Source organism: Pseudarthrobacter sp. PvP090, from assembly GCF_040547365.1.
Classification (GTDB): Bacteria; Actinomycetota; Actinomycetes; order Actinomycetales; family Micrococcaceae; genus Arthrobacter.
In genome coordinates, this window is sequence record NZ_JBEPPO010000014.1 from 100600 (window position 1) to 119973 (window position 19374).

17 protein-coding genes are annotated in these 19374 nt (G+C 69.5%); 2 read left to right on the plus strand and 15 right to left on the minus strand.

The window, feature by feature from the left end; translation table 11 throughout:
* Positions 1–42: 42 nt before the first annotated feature.
* The 10 genes from hemL to hemE all read right to left on the minus strand — a co-directional run bounded on the left by hemL (position 43) and on the right by hemE (position 11024).
* Positions 43–1374, minus strand: coding sequence for a glutamate-1-semialdehyde 2,1-aminomutase (gene hemL / locus ABIC21_RS16365; protein WP_354351426.1), 1332 nt, complete (start codon positions 1372–1374; stop codon positions 43–45).
* 18 nt (positions 1375–1392) lie between these two features.
* Positions 1393–2496, minus strand: a complete 1104-nt coding sequence (locus ABIC21_RS16370; protein ID WP_354351427.1) for an LLM class flavin-dependent oxidoreductase — start codon at positions 2494–2496, stop codon at positions 1393–1395.
* Positions 2496–3476, minus strand: a complete 981-nt coding sequence (gene hemB, locus ABIC21_RS16375; RefSeq protein ID WP_354351428.1) for a porphobilinogen synthase — start codon at positions 3474–3476, stop codon at positions 2496–2498. The genes ABIC21_RS16370 and hemB overlap by 1 nt, the downstream gene beginning before the upstream one ends.
* On the minus strand, positions 3473–4432 hold the full coding sequence (locus ABIC21_RS16380; protein WP_354351429.1) for a uroporphyrinogen-III synthase: 960 nt from the start codon (positions 4430–4432) through the stop codon (positions 3473–3475). Before ABIC21_RS16380 ends, hemB begins: the two co-directional genes overlap by 4 nt.
* A gap of 20 nt (positions 4433–4452) precedes the next feature.
* On the minus strand, positions 4453–5451 hold the full coding sequence (gene hemC / locus ABIC21_RS16385; RefSeq protein WP_354351430.1) for a hydroxymethylbilane synthase: 999 nt from the start codon (positions 5449–5451) through the stop codon (positions 4453–4455).
* Entirely contained in the window at positions 5448–6731 is a 1284-nt protein-coding gene (locus ABIC21_RS16390; protein ID WP_354351431.1) for a ferrochelatase, read from the minus strand. Before ABIC21_RS16390 ends, hemC begins: the two co-directional genes overlap by 4 nt.
* Positions 6728–7441, minus strand: coding sequence for a hydrogen peroxide-dependent heme synthase (gene hemQ / locus ABIC21_RS16395; RefSeq protein WP_354351432.1), 714 nt, complete (start codon positions 7439–7441; stop codon positions 6728–6730). Before hemQ ends, ABIC21_RS16390 begins: the two co-directional genes overlap by 4 nt.
* 130 nt (positions 7442–7571) lie before the next feature.
* Positions 7572–8333 (minus strand): hypothetical protein, encoded by a 762-nt coding sequence (locus tag ABIC21_RS16400; protein WP_354351433.1) that lies wholly within the window; start codon positions 8331–8333, stop codon positions 7572–7574.
* Positions 8334–8443: 110 nt separating this feature from the next.
* The gene (hemG, locus tag ABIC21_RS16405) at positions 8444–9922 is read right to left on the minus strand and encodes a protoporphyrinogen oxidase (protein WP_354351434.1); all 1479 of its coding nucleotides are present in this window, start codon (positions 9920–9922) and stop codon (positions 8444–8446) included.
* Positions 9923–9926: 4 nt separating this feature from the next.
* Complete coding sequence (hemE, locus tag ABIC21_RS16410) at positions 9927–11024, minus strand: uroporphyrinogen decarboxylase (protein ID WP_354351435.1); 1098 nt, start codon at positions 11022–11024, stop codon at positions 9927–9929.
* Positions 11025–11194: 170 nt separating this feature from the next.
* On the opposite strand from hemE, the gene ABIC21_RS16415 reads away from it, so the two are divergent.
* On the plus strand, positions 11195–12532 hold the full coding sequence (locus ABIC21_RS16415) for a glutamyl-tRNA reductase (protein WP_354351436.1): 1338 nt from the start codon (positions 11195–11197) through the stop codon (positions 12530–12532).
* A gap of 175 nt (positions 12533–12707) precedes the next feature.
* On the opposite strand, the gene ABIC21_RS16420 is transcribed toward ABIC21_RS16415, so the two are convergent.
* Complete coding sequence (locus tag ABIC21_RS16420) at positions 12708–14336, minus strand: HNH endonuclease signature motif containing protein (RefSeq protein ID WP_354351437.1); 1629 nt, start codon at positions 14334–14336, stop codon at positions 12708–12710.
* A gap of 139 nt (positions 14337–14475) precedes the next feature.
* A complete protein-coding gene (locus ABIC21_RS16425; RefSeq protein WP_354351438.1) occupies positions 14476–15039 on the minus strand; it encodes a DinB family protein in 564 nt (187 codons plus the stop codon).
* A 333-nt stretch (positions 15040–15372) separates the two neighbouring features.
* Here ABIC21_RS16425 and ABIC21_RS16430 point away from each other — a divergent pair, with 333 nt between their 5' ends.
* The gene (locus tag ABIC21_RS16430; protein ID WP_354351439.1) at positions 15373–15936 is read left to right on the plus strand and encodes a dihydrofolate reductase family protein; all 564 of its coding nucleotides are present in this window, start codon (positions 15373–15375) and stop codon (positions 15934–15936) included.
* A gap of 233 nt (positions 15937–16169) precedes the next feature.
* Here the strand turns inward: ABIC21_RS16430 and ABIC21_RS16435 are convergent, their stop codons facing one another.
* From ABIC21_RS16435 to ABIC21_RS16445, 3 genes are all read right to left on the minus strand, one after another.
* Positions 16170–16829 carry a Type 1 glutamine amidotransferase-like domain-containing protein gene (locus ABIC21_RS16435; protein ID WP_354351440.1) on the minus strand — a complete coding sequence of 220 codons (660 nt, stop codon included), beginning with the start codon at positions 16827–16829 and terminating at the stop codon, positions 16170–16172.
* Positions 16830–17452: 623 nt separating this feature from the next.
* Positions 17453–18667 (minus strand): virginiamycin B lyase family protein, encoded by a 1215-nt coding sequence (locus ABIC21_RS16440; RefSeq protein ID WP_354351441.1) that lies wholly within the window; start codon positions 18665–18667, stop codon positions 17453–17455.
* Positions 18668–18868: 201 nt separating this feature from the next.
* The gene (locus ABIC21_RS16445) at positions 18869–19132 is read right to left on the minus strand and encodes a M23 family metallopeptidase (protein ID WP_354351474.1); all 264 of its coding nucleotides are present in this window, start codon (positions 19130–19132) and stop codon (positions 18869–18871) included.
* Between the last annotated feature and the right edge of the window lie 242 nt (positions 19133–19374).

Sequence of the window (19374 nt, forward strand, 5' to 3'; positions counted from 1 at the left end):
TTAACGACGGTCCCGGAACCGGATGCCGTGCTGCTTTCTGCCCTAGGCCTGCGCGGCGGCGGCGGCCTTGGCGGCGGCGGGCAGGGCGTCGAAGATCCGGTTCATCGCGGCGTCGTCGTGCGCCGCGGACAGGAACCAGGCTTCGAAGACCGATGGCGGCAGGTACACCCCGGAGTCCAGCATGGAGTGGAAGAACGGGGCGTAGCGGAACACTTCCTGGCCCTGGGCGTCGTCGTAGTTGTGCACTCCCCGGGCGGACGTGCCGAAGGCCACCGAGAACAGGTTCCCGGCACGCTGGATCGAGTGGTCCACCCCGGCCGTGTCCAGGGCCGCCGACAGTGCCGCGGAGAGCTCCAGCGAGCGGGCGTCCACAAACGAGTAGACCTCGGGGGTGGCGTGGGTCAGGGTCGCGACGCCGGCGGCCATCGCCACCGGGTTCCCGGACAGGGTGCCGGCCTGGTAGACCGGGCCGAGCGGCGCGAGGTAGTCCAAGACCTCGGCGCGGCCGGCGAGGGCCGCCGTCGGCAATCCGCCGCCGATGACCTTCCCGAAGGTGAGCAGGTCCGGGGTCCACGGCTGGGCAGCGTCAGCCGCGCCGCCGGTGAGTCCCCAGTAGCCGGAGTACCCGGTACGGAAGCCGGTGAGGACCTCGTCGAGGATCAGCAGGGCGCCGTGCTCGCGCGTGATGCGGGACAGTCCCGCGTTGAAGCCCTCACCCGGGGTGACAACACCCATGTTGGCGGGGGCCGCCTCGGTGATGACGGCGGCGATGTTGTCGCCGTGCTTGGCGAAGGCGGCCTCGACGGCGGCGAGGTCGTTGTAGGGCAGCACGAGGGTCTCGGCGGCGGTGGCGGCCGTAACGCCGGCGGAGCCCGGCAGCGCCAGGGTGGCGAGGCCGGAGCCGGCCGCGGCGAGCAGCCCGTCGAGGTGGCCGTGGTAGCAGCCGGCGAACTTAATGATGAGGTCCCGGCCGGTGAAGCCGCGGGCCAGCCGGACAGCCGTCATGGTCGCCTCGGTGCCAGTGGAGACCATCCGGACGCGCTCGGCGGCGGGGACGCGTTCCTGCACGATCGCCGCGAGGTTGGCTTCGTCCGGGGTGGATGCCCCGAAGGACAGCCCGCGGTCCACCGCGGCGTGCACGGCGGCGAGGACCGCCGGGTGGGCGTGTCCCAGCAGCGCCGGGCCCCAGGAGCAGACCAGGTCGACGTACTCGGCGCCGTCGGCGTCCGTCAGGTACGGGCCCTTGGCGGAGACCATAAAACGCGGCGTCCCGCCGACTGAGCCGAAGGCGCGGACGGGCGAGTTGACGCCGCCCGGCATCAGTTGGCGGGCGCGGTCGAAGAGTTCCTCGTTGCGAGGGTGGCTGGAAGTCATGGTTCCTATTCTTTCAGTTCAGTTCTGCGGGGTGGCCGCGGCCAGCCGGGCGGCCACCCGGGGGGCCACCTCGGTGCCGAACAGCTCGATCGAGCGCATCATCGCCTTGTGCGGCAGCGTGCCGTTGCTGTACTTGAGGTCGAAGCGGTCCACGGCCAGGTTCCTTTTGAGCAGCACGATCTTCGCCGCCACGGTGTCCGGGGAGCCGACGTAGAGGGCGCCCTCGGGGGTGCACATGGCGTCGAACTCGGCCCGGTTGCCAGGGCCCCAGCCGCGCTCGGCGCCGATCAGGTTGCGCTGGCCGAGCCAGTGCGGGAAGAACTCCTCCCGCGCCTCCTCGTCGGTCTCGGCAACGTGGCCGGGTGAGTGTGTGGCCATCTGCTGCATCGGGTGGCCGTATTTCGCCATTGCCTCGCGGTAGAGGTTCGCCAGCGGGGCGAAGGACCGCGGCTGTCCGCCGATGATCGCGAAGATGATCGGATAGCCGTATTCGGCGCAGCGGAGCACCGATTCGGGCGTCCCGCCGACCCCGATCCAGGCGGGCAGCAGGTGGTGTTCCAGCGGCGGGTAGGCGCTAAGCCCGTTGATGGCCGGGCGGGTGCGGCCCTCCCAGTGGATGGGCTGCTGGGCCCGGGCCTTGTCGAAGAGCTCGAGCTTCTCCTCGAACAGGACGTCGTAGTCGGCCAGGTCGAGGCCGAAGAGCGGGAAGGATTCGATGAAGGAGCCGCGGCCCAGCATGACCTCGGCGCGGCCGTTGGACAGGGCGTCCACGGTGGAGAAGCGCTGGAAGACGCGGATGGGGTCATCGGAACTCAGGACGGTGACGGCCGAGCCGAGCCGGATCCTCTTGGTCCGGGCGGCGGCCGCGGCGAGGAACACCTCGGGGGCGGACACGGCGAAGTCGCGGCGGTGGTGCTCCCCCACGCCGAAGGCATGGAGTCCCACTTCGTCCGCGAGTTCGGCCTGTTCCAGCAGTTGGCGCAGCACCTGGGCCTGCGGGACGGGGTGCCCGTCGGGGAAGACCCCGACGTCGCCGAAGGTGTTCAGGCCCAGCAGGATGCGCCCCGGGCCCACCGGCGCCGTGGGGTTGGACCCGGAAGCCGGGTCGGTCGACGTGCCCATCAGGACTCCTTCAGCCAGCCGGCGAGCTCGCTCGCCCAGTACGTCAGGACCATGTTGGCCCCGGCACGTTTGATGCCCAGCACGGATTCGGTGATCGCGGCCCGGCGGTCGATCCAGCCGTTGGCTGCGGCGGCCTCGATCATCGAGTACTCACCGGAGATCTGGTAGGCGGCGACCGGCACGGAACTCATGGCGGCGACGTCGGCGAGGATGTCGAGGTAGCTCATGGCGGGCTTCACCATGACCATGTCGGCCCCCTCGGCGAGGTCCAGTTCGACTTCGAGGATCGCTTCGCGCCGGTTCGCGGCGTCCATCTGGTAGGTGCGGCGGTCGCCCTTGAGCTGGGAATCCACGGCCTCGCGGAACGGCCCGTAGAAGGCGGAGGCGTATTTCGCGGCGTAGGCGACGACGGCGGTGTTGGTGTGGCCGGCGTCCTCGAGGGCCTGCCGGATCACGCCGATCTGCCCGTCCATCATCCCGGACGGGCCGAGCACGTGGGCACCGGCCTCCGCCTGCGCCACGGCCATCCGGCCGTAGATTTCGAGCGTGGCGTCGTTGTCCACGTACCCGTGGGCGTCGAGGACACCGCAGTGCCCGTGGTCGGTGAATTCGTCCAGGCAGACGTCGCTCATGATGACGAGGTCGTCCCCGACCTCGGCGCGGACGTCCCGGATGGCCTTGTTCAGCACGCCGTCGGGGTCCAGTGAGGCGCTGCCGGCGGCGTCGCGGACGGCGGGGATGCCGAAGAGCATGATGCCGCCGACGCCGAGCTCCACGGCCTCGCTGGCGGCGCGCTTCAGGGTGTCCGCGGTGTGCTGCTGCACGCCGGGCATCGAGGCGATGGGGTTCGGCTCGGTCAGGCCTTCGCGGATGAAAGCGGGCAGGATGAGTTCCGAGGCCGCGAGGCGGTGTTCGGCCGTCAGCCGGCGCATGGCCGGGGTGGTGCGGAGCCGGCGGGGGCGGTGGGTCGGGAAGCTCATACGGTGTCCTTTGCTGTGGGCTCTGCGGCTGGCTGGGGTGGTGGGGACGGCCGGCCGGCCAGGGACCGGACGACGGCGGCGACCAGGCCGGAGGCGGTGGGTTCCTCGGCGACGGCGGCGACGGTAAGGCCGAGCGACTCCGCCTCGGCGGCGGTGGACCGTCCGATTGCGACGAATTGGCAGCCGCCCAGCGGGGCGAGGTCCTCGTGGATACGCCGGGCCGCGCTGGGGGAAGCGGCGACGACGGCGGCGAGCCGTCCGGCGCCGATTTCGGTTTTCGCTTGGTCGGGGGTGAGCACGGCGGCCGCATTTTCCAAGTGCGGTGAGGCGGCTGCATCCTGCCCGCGCGGCATGGCGGGCTGGCACGCGGCGAGGCTGCGTCCCGGGTCGGCCGGGTAATCCACGGTGCGGTAGGCGGTCACGGCCTGCACGAAGGCGCCCCGGGCCTCGAGTCCGCGGCGGAGCCGGGGGTCGGCGATGTCGGCCTGCGGCAGCAGCACGCTGCCCTGGTGCTCGGGCCAGATATCGATGAGCCCGGCCCCGGACTGCTGCCCCGTGGGTGCGAGATCGACCGCAACGCCCCGGGATTCGAGGAAACGGCGTGTGGCGGGCCCGATCGTGGCGACGAGGAGGCTGCCCGGCAGCCAGCGGCTGAGGGTCGTTCCCCGCTCGGCAGCCTTGGCCTCGAGCGCCTGGACCGTGGTCACGCTGCTGACCACGAGCCACGCGTAGGCACCGGCGCCGAGGGCGTCGAAGGCGACGTCCAGGGAGTGCTGGTCACGGGCGAGCTCAAAGTCGATGAGGGGCAGCAGCAGCGGATCGGCGCCCACCTTGCGCAGGGCCGCGACCAGGTCCCCGGCTCGGTCCGGGCTGCGCGCTACGAGAACGCGGGCGCCCTCGGGCACCCTCACCACGGGTTGCCTGTCCATGTCGTTGCGGCCGTTGTGCCGTCCCATGACCTGATGGTTTCCGCCGTTCAGGAGGCGGCCAGGTCCGCGATGTCGGCGGCGCCGCGGGCCAGCAGGACTTCGGCCAGTTCGATCCCGAGCAGGGTTGCCCCGACCTCGGTCAGTCCGTCGGTGGCCTTCTTGTCCCGGATCGAGGCTGTTCCGTCGACGGCGCAGACCACGGCCTCAAGGTACAGCAGGCTGCCCTTGCGGAACGCGTAGGCACCCACCGGCGCGGCACAGCCGGCTTCGAGGCGGGCAAGGAGCGCCCGTTCGGCGGTCACGGCGAGCCGCGTGTCGGGATCGTCGAGGGCGGCGAGGGCCTGCGCGAGCACGCCCTGCGAGCCTTCGGTGGACCCCGCCTTGCGCGGCGCGTCGGCGGAACGGCACTCGATCGCGAGGGAGCCCTGCCCGGCGGCGGGCAGCATCACGTCGGTCTCGAGGTACTCGCTGACGGCGTCGAGCCGGCCGATCCGGTGCAGTCCGGCGGCGGCGAGAACGACGGCGTCGAGGTCGCAGGTTTTGCCTTCCACCACGGCGTCGGTGGTGTTGCCCGGCAGTCCGGGGACGCGGCCGAGCCGGGTGTCCACGTTGCCGCGGATGTCACGGATGTCCAGGTCCGGGCGGGCGGCCCGCAGCTGGGCTGCGCGCCGGGGCGAGCCCGTGCCGACGGTGGCGCCGGTGGGCAGGTCGGCGAGCTTGAGCCCGTCGCGGGCGCAGAGCACATCACGGACGTCGGCGCGTTTCGGCGTCGCCGCGAGCGTCAGCCCGAGGGCTGCGCCGGTGGGGAGGTCCTTGAGCGAGTGGACCGCGACGTCGCAGCGGTCCTGCAGCAGGGCATCGCGCAGGGCAGCGACGAAGACGCCGGTGCCGCCCATCTGCGACAGCGACCCGGTGAGGACGTCGCCGTCGGTCCGGATGTGGACCAACTCAACGGGGAACCCGCCCACGGCGGCCAGTTGGTCCGCGGTCTGCTGCGTCTGCGTGAGGGCCAGTTTGCTGGCGCGGGTTCCGATCCGGACGGTCACGGTGCGTCCTGACCCGCCGCCGGGACGGGCGTGCCAGCGGCAGCGGCGGCCGCCGGGTAGGGGTCGTGGCCGGTGCCGGTGGTGGTGTCGGCGCCCGCGATGGTCGGCTTCTCGCCGCGGAAGTTGGCGCAGCAGCCCGGACGGCACACGTCGTACCACGGTCCGAGCTTGGTCAGGTGCGGGCGGTCGGCGACGTTGTTGTCGGCGGTCCGCTCGCAGATCAGGTCCACGAGCCCGGCCACGAACTTCCGGTGCGTCCCGGGCGTCGGGACCCGTGTGGCTGCGAGGCCCAGCCGGGCACAGGTTTCCAGGGCCTCGGTGTCGAGGTCCCAGACGACTTCCATGTGGTCGCTGACGAAGCCGAGCGGCACGATCACGATGCCCTTGATGCCCTGGCCGGCGAGTTCCTCGATGGCGTCGTTGATGTCCGGTTCCAGCCACGGCACGTGCGGGGCACCGGAGCGGGACTGGTAGACGAGGGACCAGGGGGCGGTGTCGCCGGTCCCGGCCTCCACCCGGCGGATAACCTCGGTGCCGGAGGCAAGGTGCTGCGCGACGTAGGCGGAGTCCTCCTCGAAGTGGCGCGGTTCAGCGTCGGAGCGGCCCGCCGCTTCGGCGTCGCGGGTGGGGATGGAGTGCGTGGCGAACAGGATGTGCACCGGGGCGTCCGGGGTGCCGGCCGCGGCCAGCTGGGCGCGGACGTCGGCGAGGCCGGCGGCGGTGCCTTCAACAAACGGTTCGACGAAGCCGGGGTGGTCGAAGTACTGGCGGACCTTGTCGACTTCGAGCCGTCCGTCAAGGCCAGTTTCGGTCAGCGCGATGCCGATGTCCTCGCGGTACTGGCGGCAGCTGGAGTAGCAGGAGTAGGCGCTGGTGGTGACCATCAGGACCTTGCGGTGCCCGGCGTCGTAGATGTCCTGGAGGGTCTGCGGGATGTAGGGGGCCCAGTTCCGGTTGCCCCAGAAGACCGGCAGCCCGATCCCGCGGGCGGCAAGTTCGGCCTCCATGCCGGCCTTGAGCTCACGGTTCTGCTGGTTGATCGGGCTGATCCCACCGTTGGCGCGGTAGTGGTGCGAGACCTCTTCGAGGCGCTCATCCGGGATGCCGCGGCCGCGCGTGACGTTGCGCAGGAACGGAAGGACGTCGTCCTGGCCTTCCGGGCCGCCGAAGGAGGCGAGCAGCACGGCGTCGTAGTCCTTCGGCGCCATCCTGCCTGCTTCGGTCACCTCGTTGATACTGGTGTCGGCAGCGACAGCGCTTTGCGGATCCAGCGGGCTCATGACAGGACCTCGACAATCTCGGCGGCGCTGACCCGGCGGCCGGTGTAGAACGGGATTTCTTCGCGGACGTGGTGGCGGGCCTCGGTGGCGCGCAGGTGGCGCATCAGGTCCACGAGGTCAACCAGTTCCGGGGCCTCCAGGCCCAGGATCCATTCCCAGTCGCCGAGGGCGAAGGATGACACCGTGTTGGAGATGACCTGGGGGAAGTCCCGGCCCAGCAGGCCGTGGTCGCGCAGCATGGCTCCGCGTTCGGCGTCGGGCAGCAGGTACCACTCGTAGGAGCGGACGAAGGGGTAGACGCAGAGCCACTCTGCCGGCTCCACGCCGCGGGAGAAGGCGGGGGTGTGGTTCTTGGCGAACTCGGCCTCCCGGTGCACTCCCATGGCGGACCAGGCGATCTCCGTGCCGGTGAACAGCTTGCTGCGGCGGATGTCGCGGACCGCGCGCTGCAGGGCTTCCGGCTGGGGACCATGCAGCCAGACCATGATGTCGGCATCCGCGCGCATCGCTGAAACGTCGTAGCTGCCGCGGTGGACCACGCCGGCTTCGGCCAGCCGCGCGGTGAGGGCTTCGTATTCCTCGGCAGCATCGCCGCTGCGGAGCACGTCGGCGGAGCGCTTGAAAACCGTCCAGAGTGTGAAGAACTGCTCGACTGATTCTTCGCTGGCTGATTCAGTTTTAGTGACAGTTTCGGCAGAAGTGTGGCTCATGGATACCAGTCTGCCCCTTCCCCTTGGCTAAGTCGAAATGAAGCACTTCTACAACGCGTAGAAGTGCTTCATTTCACATCGATGGGGATTCCCGCGGCGGATTCGGCGCGTCGGGGCGGCCGTACGGCGGTCAGACGCGGCGCATCCGCAGCACCACGACGCCGGCGATTCCGGACAGGGCCACAAGGGCGATGCCCAGGCCGAGCAGCGGGGACGGTCCGGCAGGTTCACGCGTCGACGTCGCCTCCATCGAGGTGCTCCCCGTGCGGGGCTTGGCCGAAGCCGTCCCGGAACCAGCCGCGGCTGTGGGGGACGCTGGGACCGCACTGGACGGAGCCGCGGGGGCTTCCGCGGGCGACGTGAACGCGGCCGGCGCATCCTCCTCCGGGACTCCTCCCGGAGCTTTGGCGGCCGAATCGGGCTCTGCCTCCGGGGCGGGTCCTGCGGTCGCTTCGCCGGGGGCGGGAACCGCAGGCGCCGCCGACGTGGTGGGCTCGGGAACCGCAGGTGCGGGAGGCGCCACGGGCTGCGGACTCACGGTCCGCGTGGGCGATGGTTTGGGGCTGCGGCTTGGTTCCGGCTCCGGCTCCGGCTCCGGCTCCTCAGGATCATCGGAGGCAGTTGGCTGCGGCGAAGGACTCGACGGCGAAGGGCTCGGCGTGGGCTTGGCCGGCGCCAGCAGGCCGTCAAACAGGTTAGCAAGGTCGAGGGACAGCAGGTCCGTCGTGGCGGCAGTGGAGGCAGAAGCGGACACGCCCGCGGCCGCTTGCGCGGCGGGCGCGCCCGCGGAGAGAGCCAGCACCACTCCGAGCGCAGCAGCCGCCGTGCCGCGCCGAAGTCCCCCATGGTGACCGGTCTGCGTTTTTTGGACGTTGGACCTGTGAGTAACCATGGTCATCGACCTTAGCCGTCGGCGGACGTCGGGGAAAATTTGCCGTTTCCCCTTTTTTGTGGGTGCCAGGGCGGCCGGCCTGGTACCCGGATGACGGGCTTCGGCGCCCGTCAGGGCAGCAGCTGGCGGACCTGGTTCGGCGTGTCGGCGACGATCGCGGCCAGGCCGTTGCCGGCGAGCCAGCCGCCCACGACCGCCAGGGTGCCGTCCGCCGCGCAGATGCTGCGCACCTCCGCGACGCGGCGTTTGTGTCCGAGCGAGGCGAACGGCAGGGCGCCGCCCCAGCGCACGACGTCCCAGTCCACCACGTCGCCGGCGGTGACCGGAACGGAGAGCAGGGTGGAGGCGTCCTGCAGGGCCGCCTCGAACAGCTCCGCGTCGGTGCGGGGCTCCAGCCCGGCTGGGGCTCCGTGCCGGGCGTCGCCGCGGCCGTAGGACAGCCGGACAACGTGGGTGCCGGGGCCGGCCTGGTCGGCCAGCCAGTCCCATTTGGCGGTGGCGTGGGTGAGGGCCTTGGCCTGGATTCCGGGACTCTGCGGTGCGACCAGGACTCCGGTGCCGCGCGGCCGGGCGTCGAGCTGGGGGAGGTCCACCACGAGGGTGACCAGGCTGACGTCGGGTCCGGTCTCGGGGCGGCGGCCGTCCAGCTCCGGCAGGGCGCCGGAGAGCAGTTCGATGGCGGCCGGGCCTTCCACGGCGACGACAAGGAGCCCGGCGTCGTAGGCGGTGCCGCCCGCGGCAACCCGCCAGCCGCTGGCTGTGCGCTCCACGGCCTCGGCCCGGGTGCCGCCGAGCAGTGACACGCCCTGGCGGCGCAGCTCGGACAGCAGGGCCAGGATTAGGGTGTGCATCCCGCCGCGCAGGCCTGCGACGGCGGATCCCGCCTTCTGCGGCCCCGGCGACGGCGCCCCCGGGACCGCCCCTCCCCCGGCCGGGGCTCCGCGACGCTGCGCCCCGACGGCGGCGGCGAGGGACCCGTGGTCCCGGATCCCGGCGCGCAGGCCGGGGGCGACCATGTCGATGTCGAGGACGTCCGGGTCCGCGGAGTGGACACCGCCGACGACGGGCGCCACGAGCCGTTCGAGCACGCGCCGGCCCATCCGCGCGCGGACCAGGGCCGAGACGCTCGTGGCCTCGTCCCGGGTACCCAGTGATGCGGGCAGCAGCTTGTCGAGCGAGGCCCGGAGCGAACCGAGGAGGCCGAGGGAGCGGCGGACTTCCGGGTCCCAGGGACTGGCCGGGATGCCAAGGACTCCGGTGCGCGGAAGTTCGCGCGGGCCGTCCGGCAACTGGACCCAGGCGCCGCCCGGCCGTGGGGCGACGATCTTCCCGGTCAGGTCGAGTTCGGCGGCGAGATCCGCCACGGCGGAGGAGCGCGTGGCAAAGGACTCGGCGCCGCTGTCCAGGGTCAGGCCGGCCACAACGTGGCTGCCGACACATCCGCCCCACTCACCGGAGGCCTCCAGGACCGTGGTCCGGACGCCGGCGCGGGCCAGTTCGCGCGCGGCCAGCAGGCCGGAGATCCCGCCGCCCACCACCACGGCTGTGGGTGCTGCGGTGTCCCCGGTAGTGCCGCGGGCTGCCTCCACGCTTTTACTCCGGGGAGATCGAGTGGATGAGTGCGACGACGCGCGTCAGCACGTCCGGATCGGTTTCCGGCGGCACGCCGTGGCCGAGGTTCAGCACGTGGCCGGGGGCTGCAGCGCCGGCGGCGATGACGTCGCGGACGTGGGCCTCCAGCACCTCCCACGGCGCGGACAGCAGGGCCGGATCGATGTTGCCCTGCAGAGGCACCGTGCCGCCCAGCCGGCGGTTGGCTTCGTCCAGCGGCAGCCGGTAGTCCACCCCGACGACGTCGACGCCGACGTCGCGCATGGCGACGAGTAGCTCCGAGGTGCCGGTGCCGAAGTGGACCAGCGGGGCGCCGAGGTCACGCACGTGGTCCAGGGCGCGGGAGGAGGCCGGGGCGACGAAGCGTTTGTAGTCGGCCAGGCCGAGGGATCCTGCCCAGGAGTCGAAGAGCTGGCCGGCGGAGGCGCCGGCCTCCAGCTGGGCGCGGAGGAACATGCCGGAGGCGTCCGCGGCCCAGTTGGCCAGCGCGGTCCAGGTCTCCGGGTCGGCGTGCATCATGGTGCGCGGGCCGAGGTGGTCGCGGGAAGGCTTCCCCTCCACCATGTACGCCGCGAGGGTGAACGGCGCGCCGGCGAAGCCGATCAGCGGGGTCTTTCCCAGCTGGGCGACGGTGAGCCGGACGGCCTCGCGGATGGGCTCGAGAGCCTCCCAGGTCAGCTCGGGCAGGGCGGCGACGTCGGCCGCGGTGCGGACCGGCTTCTCCAGCACGGGACCGACGCCCGGGACGATGTCCACGCCGACTCCGGCCAGCTTGAGCGGAATGACGATGTCGGAAAAGAAGATGGCGGCGTCGACGTCGTGGCGGCGGACCGGCTGCAGGGTGATCTCGGAGGCCAGCTCCGGGCGCAGGCAGGAGTCCAGCATCGCGACCCCCTCACGCAGCTTGAGGTATTCGGGCAGCGAGCGGCCGGCCTGGCGCATGAACCACACCGGACGGCGGGAGGGCTTGCCGCCGCGGTAGGCGGTGATCAGCGGGGAATCCGCGGTGCGGCCATCCATCAGAGGGTGCCCGGCGTCAAGGCCGGAGAGTTCAGGAGTTGCCGCAGCGCGAGGAGTCATGACTTCGATTGTGCCGAAAATCAGCCCCAAAAGATAACGACAGCCTGTCACCGGCATGGACAGCGACCGGGGCCGCGACCCGGCCGTGGCGGGAATCACAGCCGCGCGTGGGCATTCCCACGCCGGGCAGTTGTTCTACAGGGGAACGAAAAAGCTATGATTGTGATGCTGTGGTTCTTTTTTCTCTGGTGGCGACCCACGCCGACATCGATCTCGAGACCGTTGCTCAGCTGAGCACCGGCGCTTCAGAGCTCGCCACATCCGCCCTCGCCGGATCGCCGGCCGTGGCGGGTGCCATTGTGCTTGCCACCTGCAACCGCTTCGAGATCTACGGTGAGGCGCCCCGGCAGGACGACGTCGAGGACGCCCGCCTCGCCCTTATCGCCCAGCTCAGCGGCTCCACCGGACTCAACGAACAGCTCGTGGCGCGTTCCTTCAGCACCCGCACAGGCGCGGACGTCACCCGGCACCTGTTCTCCGTCAGCTCCGGACTGGACTCCGCCGTCGTCGGCGAACGCGAAATCGCCGGACAGGTCCGCCGGGCCCTGATTACGGCGCAGCATGAAGGCACGGCCAGCGCCGGACTCGTCCGGCTCTTCCAGGCGGCGTCGAAGACCGCCAAGGACGTCGGGGCCCAGACCGCCCTCGGCGCCCGGGGCCTCTCCGTGGTCTCCGTGGCCCTCGACCTCGCCACCGAGCTGTCCGAAGGCCCCGACTGGTCCACCAAAAAGGTCGTGGTGTTCGGCACCGGCGCCTACGCCGGCGCCACCATGTCGCTGCTGCGAGAGCGCGGCTGCACGGACGTCTCCGTATACTCCTCCTCCGGCCGTGCCGCCGGTTTTGTCGCCACCCGCGGCGGGACCGCGCTGGACGGCGAGAGCCTCCCGGCGGCCGTCGCCGCCGCCGACGTCATGATCGGCTGCAGCGGCGCGGACACCCGCGTTGAAGCATCGGAACTGGCCACGGTCCGGGCGTCCTCGCCCCAGCCGCTGATCGCCATCGACCTCGCCCTCACGCACGATTTTGATCCCGCCGTCGGCGGACTCGACGGCGTCGAACTGCTCACGCTGGAATCGGTCCGCCTGGCCGCCCCGCAAGAACAGGCCGAATCGCTGGCCCAGGCCAGCAGCATTGTGGCCGGCGCGGCCAGCGCGTTCGAGCAAGAACGCGAGGCCCGCTCGGTGGACTCGGCCATTGTCGCCCTGCGTCGGCACACCATGAACGTGCTGGACACGGAAATGGAAAAGGTCCGGGCCCGCCACGGCTGCACCGCCGCGGCCGAGGAAGTCGAGTTCGCGCTCCGCCGGATGGTCAAGCAGCTCCTGCACGTCCCCACGGTCCGGGCACGCGAGCTCGCCGCCAACGGCCAGCAGGAAGACTACGTCGCCGCCCTGGAGGCCCTGTACGGCATCACGGTCGAACAGCCCGCGGCAAAGGCCGCCGACCCTGAATGCCCGGTTGAACACCAGGACCGTCCAACACCGGACGGCGTGCGGGAAATCGCCTAAGCGGCGCTTCCCGCCTGGGCTTAACCGCCCGACGGCGCTAGCTGGCTATACGGCGCGGCGAACGACCCGGCCGCGATGGCTTCCCGTCGGAGCCTCAACGATTCGATCCGCTCTCCTCGACCACGCGCCCGGACGACAATCGGCGACATGGTCCAGCACGCCAACCCGTCAGGCACTAAATCAGAGACAGGCCCGGGCGGTCGGTTTCTTCGGCCGGCCAGGGGTGCCCGGCCGTGAATACGCACCAGTCTGGGAAGGGGTCCGGCGGCAGTTCCAGGTTTGGATCCCGGTCGGGGTCCGGCGGCAGGTCCAGGTCGGGATCCCAGCCTGGAGCCGCGGGGAGGCCCCGGTCCGGGGCTGCGTCCGTTTCCGAGTCTCCGTTTGGGTCCGCGAACGTTTCCAGGGTGCCGGGTGGCCAGTGGGGTGGTCCCCAGTCCTGCTGTTCGCTGGGATAGTACCGGCCTGACGGGGAAGTCCAGCCTGGCGGTGTGTCTTTGCTGGCCCCGGAGGGTGTCCAGGCTGAGGCGTGTTTGAGGCGGTGGTGTTTGCGGCAGGGCTGGCCGAGGTTGGTGAGGCCCGTCGTGCCGCCGTCGGCCCAGGCCAGAAGATGGTCGGCGTCGTTGTCCAGGGACGGGTTGTTGCACCCGGGGAAGGGGCATCTGCCGTCGCGGAGCCGGAGCCATTGGCGCATGGTCTTCGTGAGGCGGTAGCTGGTCCGGCCGATTTCCAGCGGGGCCCCGTCGCGGGGATCGATCAGGACCCGGTGGAAGGAGTCGGCGCCGTCGGCGACCAGGCGGCGGGCCATGGACGGCGGGATCGGACCGTCTCCGTCGAGCATCGCCGGTTCCTCGGTGGCGCCGAGGAGGGATAGTACCGGGACGGTGATGAGGACCTGTGCGCGCGGGACCGGCACATCCCCGGCAAGGCCGTTGCCGTCGGTGCCGGTGTTCAGGAGCAAGGTGGCGGCGATGTCGGCGCGGAGCTGGGTCAGGGTGCGTGCCTCGTCCGGGCCCTGGAGGGCGCGGGCGGCGGCGGTGGTCCGGTCCCAGATCCCCGCGGCGGTATCGGCCGGCAGGTACGCGGAGAACCAGGCCATCCCGTCAGAGTCCGGGCGGAACTCGACCCGCCGGTCCTTGGCGCTTTTGCTGTGGCGTTTCTCGATGCTGTCCGGGTGGTGGCGTTCCCGCCAGGTGCGGGCTTTGCCGCGGAACCGGTGCGGGACGAGGTCCCCGGCCGGGCAGCCCCGGGCCGGGTTGGGGTCCAGGAAGTGCGCCTCCAGTGCGGCTGCGCCGGCCGGGTCCAGGTTCGCGGTTTCATCCACCATGGCCCGGGCGTGGGCCCAGGAGATCGTCCCGGCCTGCAGCGCCTTCAGGGTCAGGGGCAGCGAGGTTGTCAGGGCCTCGCACTGGCCCAGCAGGGTGCCGGCGCTGCTTTCGCTGATGGTCAGGGCACAGGCGACCTCGGAGACCATGACCATCTCCTGGACGGAGTGATCCTGCAGGGACTCCGACGGGGGCGCCTGGGCACGGGTGGCCTGGACGTAGTCCGCGGTCAGGAGCACCTTCAGCGCCGCGAACCGGGCCTCGACCCGGGCCGCCCCGCCGAGCCCGTCCAGGCTGGCATCCGCCAGATCCCGCAACGGATCAGCCCCCAGCGGATCAGACCCGGTGCCCCGGTGCGGCTCGGCGCTGGACTGATCGCCGTGGTCCGCCCCGGCGTCGGCGAAGGAAGCCAGCGCAGCAACGGACGCGGCGACCGCCGCCAGGGCCTCCCTGCTCTCTGCACTCCATACCGTGCCTTCCATACCCTCAGACTAGGACGTAGCTACGACAGTTTTGATGGTGCTGGCTATGACCATGCGATTGTCGGTGACGGCAGCGCTCAACGCCACTGAACCGCGGAGTTCAGCACCTAGTCATTGCCTCTTACCGAAAACGAGATCTTTAACCCGGCGGGTCCTGTCCCACCAGACCGTCCACAGATTCGCGTATGAGGTCGGCATGGCCGTTGTGTCGCGCGTATTCCTCGATCATGTTGAGCAGGATGTAGCGCAGACTGGGAAGTTCGAGGCTGTGGTTAGAGGCAACTGTGCCCCGGCGGCCCGGACCGCCGTCCTTCAGCGCCTCCGCGAATAGGCCCCGGGAGCGGCTCACCGCGTCGCGCCACCTTTCATAGAGTTGGTCGGAGGAGTCGTCGCTGGCAGAGTTCCAGTCCCAGTCAGGGTCAGCGTTCCAGTCCACGGCGTTCCACGGGGGGAGTTGCCTGCGGCCATGCAGCCACTCGGTGGACATGTCGTCCTCGAAACGGGCTAAGTGCTTGAGCATGCCGCCCAGTGTCATTGATGATGGGGCGAGCGCCGCCCGTAGGCCAGCCGCGTCGAGCCCGGCGGTCTTCCAAGCGAAGGTCGCCCGCTGTCGCTCCAAGAAGCCCAGCAGGGTGGCGGTCTCGTCACCGGCCATGGGAGGCTCGGGGCTCGTCTGGGCGGCTTGGTCTTTTTGGTCGTTCAACGGGTTCCTCCTCGTGCTGTCGGGCGATGCAAGGTTTGACGTGGAGTGTCCTGTTCAGGAACCGGAGCTTACATGGTAAGTCGGATCACCCTGACGTTTTCCTCCGGGGCGAGCGTAAATCCTGCCCGTACGTCCGTGGCTCACCAGGCGCTCCAATCGCCCGTTGGGGGATCCTTATCCGGGCATCTCAGTTGAAACGTGGGCCTAGGGGCTGTGGCATCCAGATCATTGGCAGTTACGGTGGCTCCATGAGGGACGGGAGGCTGCTCATCATGTACGGGACGACAGAGTTCAATGGCGCCCTCGACCACTACGAGACGGAAGGCTGGCGCCATGCGGAAACTGATCTACGGCATGAACCTGACCCTGGACGGCTACATCGCCGCGGCCGGTGATGACATCGGCTGGGGCGACCCGAGCGACGAACTGTTCCAGTGGTGGCTCGACCAGGAGCGGGCTAGCAGCCTGTCGCTGTACGGTCGCAAGCTCTGGGAGACCATGAGCTCCTACTGGCCGACCGGCGACCAGCAGCCCAATGCCACCCCGGCGGAGATCGAGTTCGCGCGGAACTGGCGGGACACGCCGAAGGTGGTGTTCTCCTCGACGATCGACAAGGTCGACTGGAACACCCGCCTGGTCACCGGCGACGCGATCGCCGAGATCACCCGGCTCAAGGCCGGGGACGGCGGCCCGATGAGCATCGGTGGCGCAACGCTCGCCGGGGCCGCCATGCGGGCCGGCCTGATCGACGAATACGCGCTGGCCACCTATCCGGTCCTGGTGGGCGGCGGCACTCCGTTCTTCACCTCGCTGGACAGCTGGGTGAACCTGAACCTGATGGAGACGCGGACGTTTCCCGGCGGCGTGGTCCTGAACCGGTACGAGACGAGGCGCTGAGAGCAGAAATATGGGCCTCGAAGCGTGCAAACAGTAAAGACAATAGTGTTGCCGCTCTTCATTCGGGCCGTATTCACGGGAGCACTTCTCGGCGCATTCGTCAGCGCGGGCATCTCCGGGTGTTCCACCCTTCAAGCGGCCCTCTACCCGGACAATTTGGACTTTGGGGCATGAACGGCGGACAGATCTTCTTCATGGCGATGCCACGCGACTTCACAAATGCTGGGCACCTATCACCCGAACTTCTTCCATTCTCCTTCGGAAACCACCTCGACGGAGCCGTCGACGACCTTGATAGCTGTCTGCTCGTCGATTGCGTAGGCCGGGCCACCAAGGTCGGCGGCCCACCGGTCTGCGTGGGCCGGGGTGTTGGTCGGGAAAGCGTTCAAGTGAGGGAAGATCGAAAAGTCCACCACTCCCAGGGTGCGGTCATCCGGCGCGGACGGCCACTCGACGAAGTACTCCCCGACCCGGGGCGTCATCACCATGCTTCCGGCACTCACTCCCACCCACACCGTGTCGGGCAGCGACGGCAGCAGGTCGGCCAGCCCGGACTCACGCATCCAATGGCACAGGTACGTCGCGTCGCCGCCGTCGACCAAGAGCACATCGGCCTCCCGAAGCCAGGGGACCCATCGCTCCGCCCCGATGGTGGGCAGCGCGGTGAGCTCGAGAACGCCGAGGGACGCCCAGCCCAGGCCGGACAAGTAACGGGAGTCTGGCACGGCGGCCAGTAGGTCATGCACCGATGCCGGTCCGCACATCGGGTGACCCCACTGAGCCGTCGGGACGACCAGGGCGTGGCACTGGGCGAGCGGCTTGTTGAGAAGCTGCACGAGCGCCGTGTGGATGCTCGGGTTTGTCACGCCGCCTGATGTAAGCAAGAGTTTCAAACGTGCCCCCAAAGTTCGCGCGCGGATGGTGGATGTGCCCGAAGACGCGGGACCGGGCTGGAACTCACCGACAGATCCGGTAAGCCCGCCCGTCTGGTGCTCGGCCCTTCAATAGGTACACACCCAGTAAAACTTTGTCCACAGTTCGGCATGGATTCAGACCTCACGTTGGTCTGTCCATCCATGAGAGAAATACAGCCCGACGCTGGCCGACCCTGCTGACTGTCCCGGTAAGGGATCCCTCTACGGGACTCTATCGATACCACTCGGCGTGCAGGCGCAGCGATTTAGGACTGACTCCGGGTTCGCATTTGAGAGTAGTGCCTGGCTGAAACCAAGAGTGGGCTTCGCCAGCATGTCCATGAACTCTAGTGGCATGTGTTTCCGCCATTTCCTGTTTGCGACGATCGTGGCTCGGACTGACTTCTTTCGGCGGGGTGAAGCGTGCCATACATAGATTGCTGGCGACCCCTCCTACCTCTGCACACCGTTGCCTGCGACCGAACTGCCCATCCGAAGTTGGTGAAAGGGTGGCGTGGACCCGAGGATAGCTGTGGCTACGGTTTAGTGTCCGGGTTTTCCACATCAGCTCGGGACAGCCGGTTAAGCCCGCTCGGGCCAGATTACTTGCTTTGGCCTGCATCGGCGTGCCCGCTCCAGAAACCTGCGCTGTGGTGATCGGCGGGGTGTTCCTCTGACCCGCTGGCGCGGTCGCGAAGGGACGCCATTCGCCGGCGCTGCGTGGCCACGAGGAGCAGGGCGATGACGAGAGCTGCCGCTCCGGCCGTTCCAGCGATTCCGGCCGGGGAGCTCCACGGGGTTGTCGCCGCGTCGCCGGGTCGGGTCGCGGCGGATACCGGTGCTGAGGCTGGGGCGGGGGCCGAAGCCGCAACTGCAGCGGCGGTGGCGTAGCGGGCCACGGAACCGTTTCCCGCGCCGCTGCCCGGGGTCGTCACGATGATGGTCCCGTCCGGAGCTACCGCGAGGCGACCGGGGTTGCTCCCTGTCGGGATGGAGGGACCGGTCGCTGTGGCCCCGGGCGGTATTACGGACAGGGCGGGACGTAGGGCGCTGGCCACGTAAAGGGCCCCGTCCGGCCCGACGGCGGCCTCCGTGGGTCCGCCCGGGACATAGATGCGGTAGGCCACGGTGTCGGCGCCCGGCTTGATGACAGCGACATCATTGGAACTGATGTTGGTGACATAGATCGTCCCGTCCGGGCCGGCGGCGATCCCGTGGGGGTTCTCTGTCCTCCCGGGCGTGGAGCTGACCTGGATGGTCCGCGAGACGGTGTTCGCCCCGGCCGGGATCACCGAGACCGTCCCGCCGTACTGGTTCGTCACGAACGCGGTGCCGTCCTTCGTGACCGCCACTTCCACCGGGCCGGCCCCGACCGTGACAATGCGGTCCACCGCCGATCCATTGGGTGCGATGACCGACACAGTGCCCTCGGCAGGGTTCGGAACGAAGACCGTCCCATCGGGTCCGGCGGCAATCAGATGGTTCCCATCCGACACCGGAATGCTCCGTACGACACCCGCCGCCCCGGCCGGGATGACACCCACCACTGCCTCACCCAAGGCACTGTCCTGCTGTGCCACGTACAACGTGCCGTCCGAGTCCAATGCGATCCCGGAGACATTGATACCCGTACTGAGCGTGCGCGAAGGCCGGGACGCTCCCGGCGGTATCACCCGAATCCCGCCGGTGCCGTAATCGCCCACGTACGCTGTGCCGTCACTGCCAACCACTACCCCGAGGGGTGTCCCGCCGACGTCGAGAATCTCGGCAGGAGCCCCCACGGCCGGTGCCGCCCCCAGGAAAAGGACCGCCGTCACCGCTGCGGCAGTCCTCAGACTTTGATGCTTCACGCTTTTCTACCCCCAATAGACGTGGCACCACACAGCGCCACAATGTCATTGCATGGAGCTTAGTCCAGCCACTGGCGACTTTCGGCCCTACGGAATCCGGACAGCATGTCCGTCGGTGTGCGGAAACAGCGCCCGCTCAGGGATCCTCCAGCATGCAGATGCGTCTAATCAGGACACGAGGATGATCTGTGACTCGGATGGAAGCTCAACACCCGTCGGGGTCTCAAACGCGATGGGCATTCCCCTCGCTCGGGACCATTGAGTGCTGTCGGTGACCTGCACATGCACGTGCGGTTGCGTACTGTTCCCTGAGTTTCCACACTGACCGATTACCTGGCCGCTTTCCACCACTTCACCGACGTCGACGCAGACCGAACTCTTGCGCAAGTGGGCAATCAACACGAACGGCCCGTCATCGCCCAGGGCTATCACGACATGATTGCCAGCTATCGCGCCTACCCCGCGCTGGATGCGCTGTGCCTGCCCCGCCATGTATGAGAAGAGCGTGAGTTGCGATCTTCGAGCTTCGTGATCGTCTTCGCCGTCATGAGTAATGACCACAGTGCCAGTGCTAGGTGCCGTTACGGCCGCACCGAATCCGACGAACCTGTCCGGTCGTTCCGTCGCTACAACTGCCCGCCAGTTCCAGGCGGCTGACCGTCCGTGAAAATCCA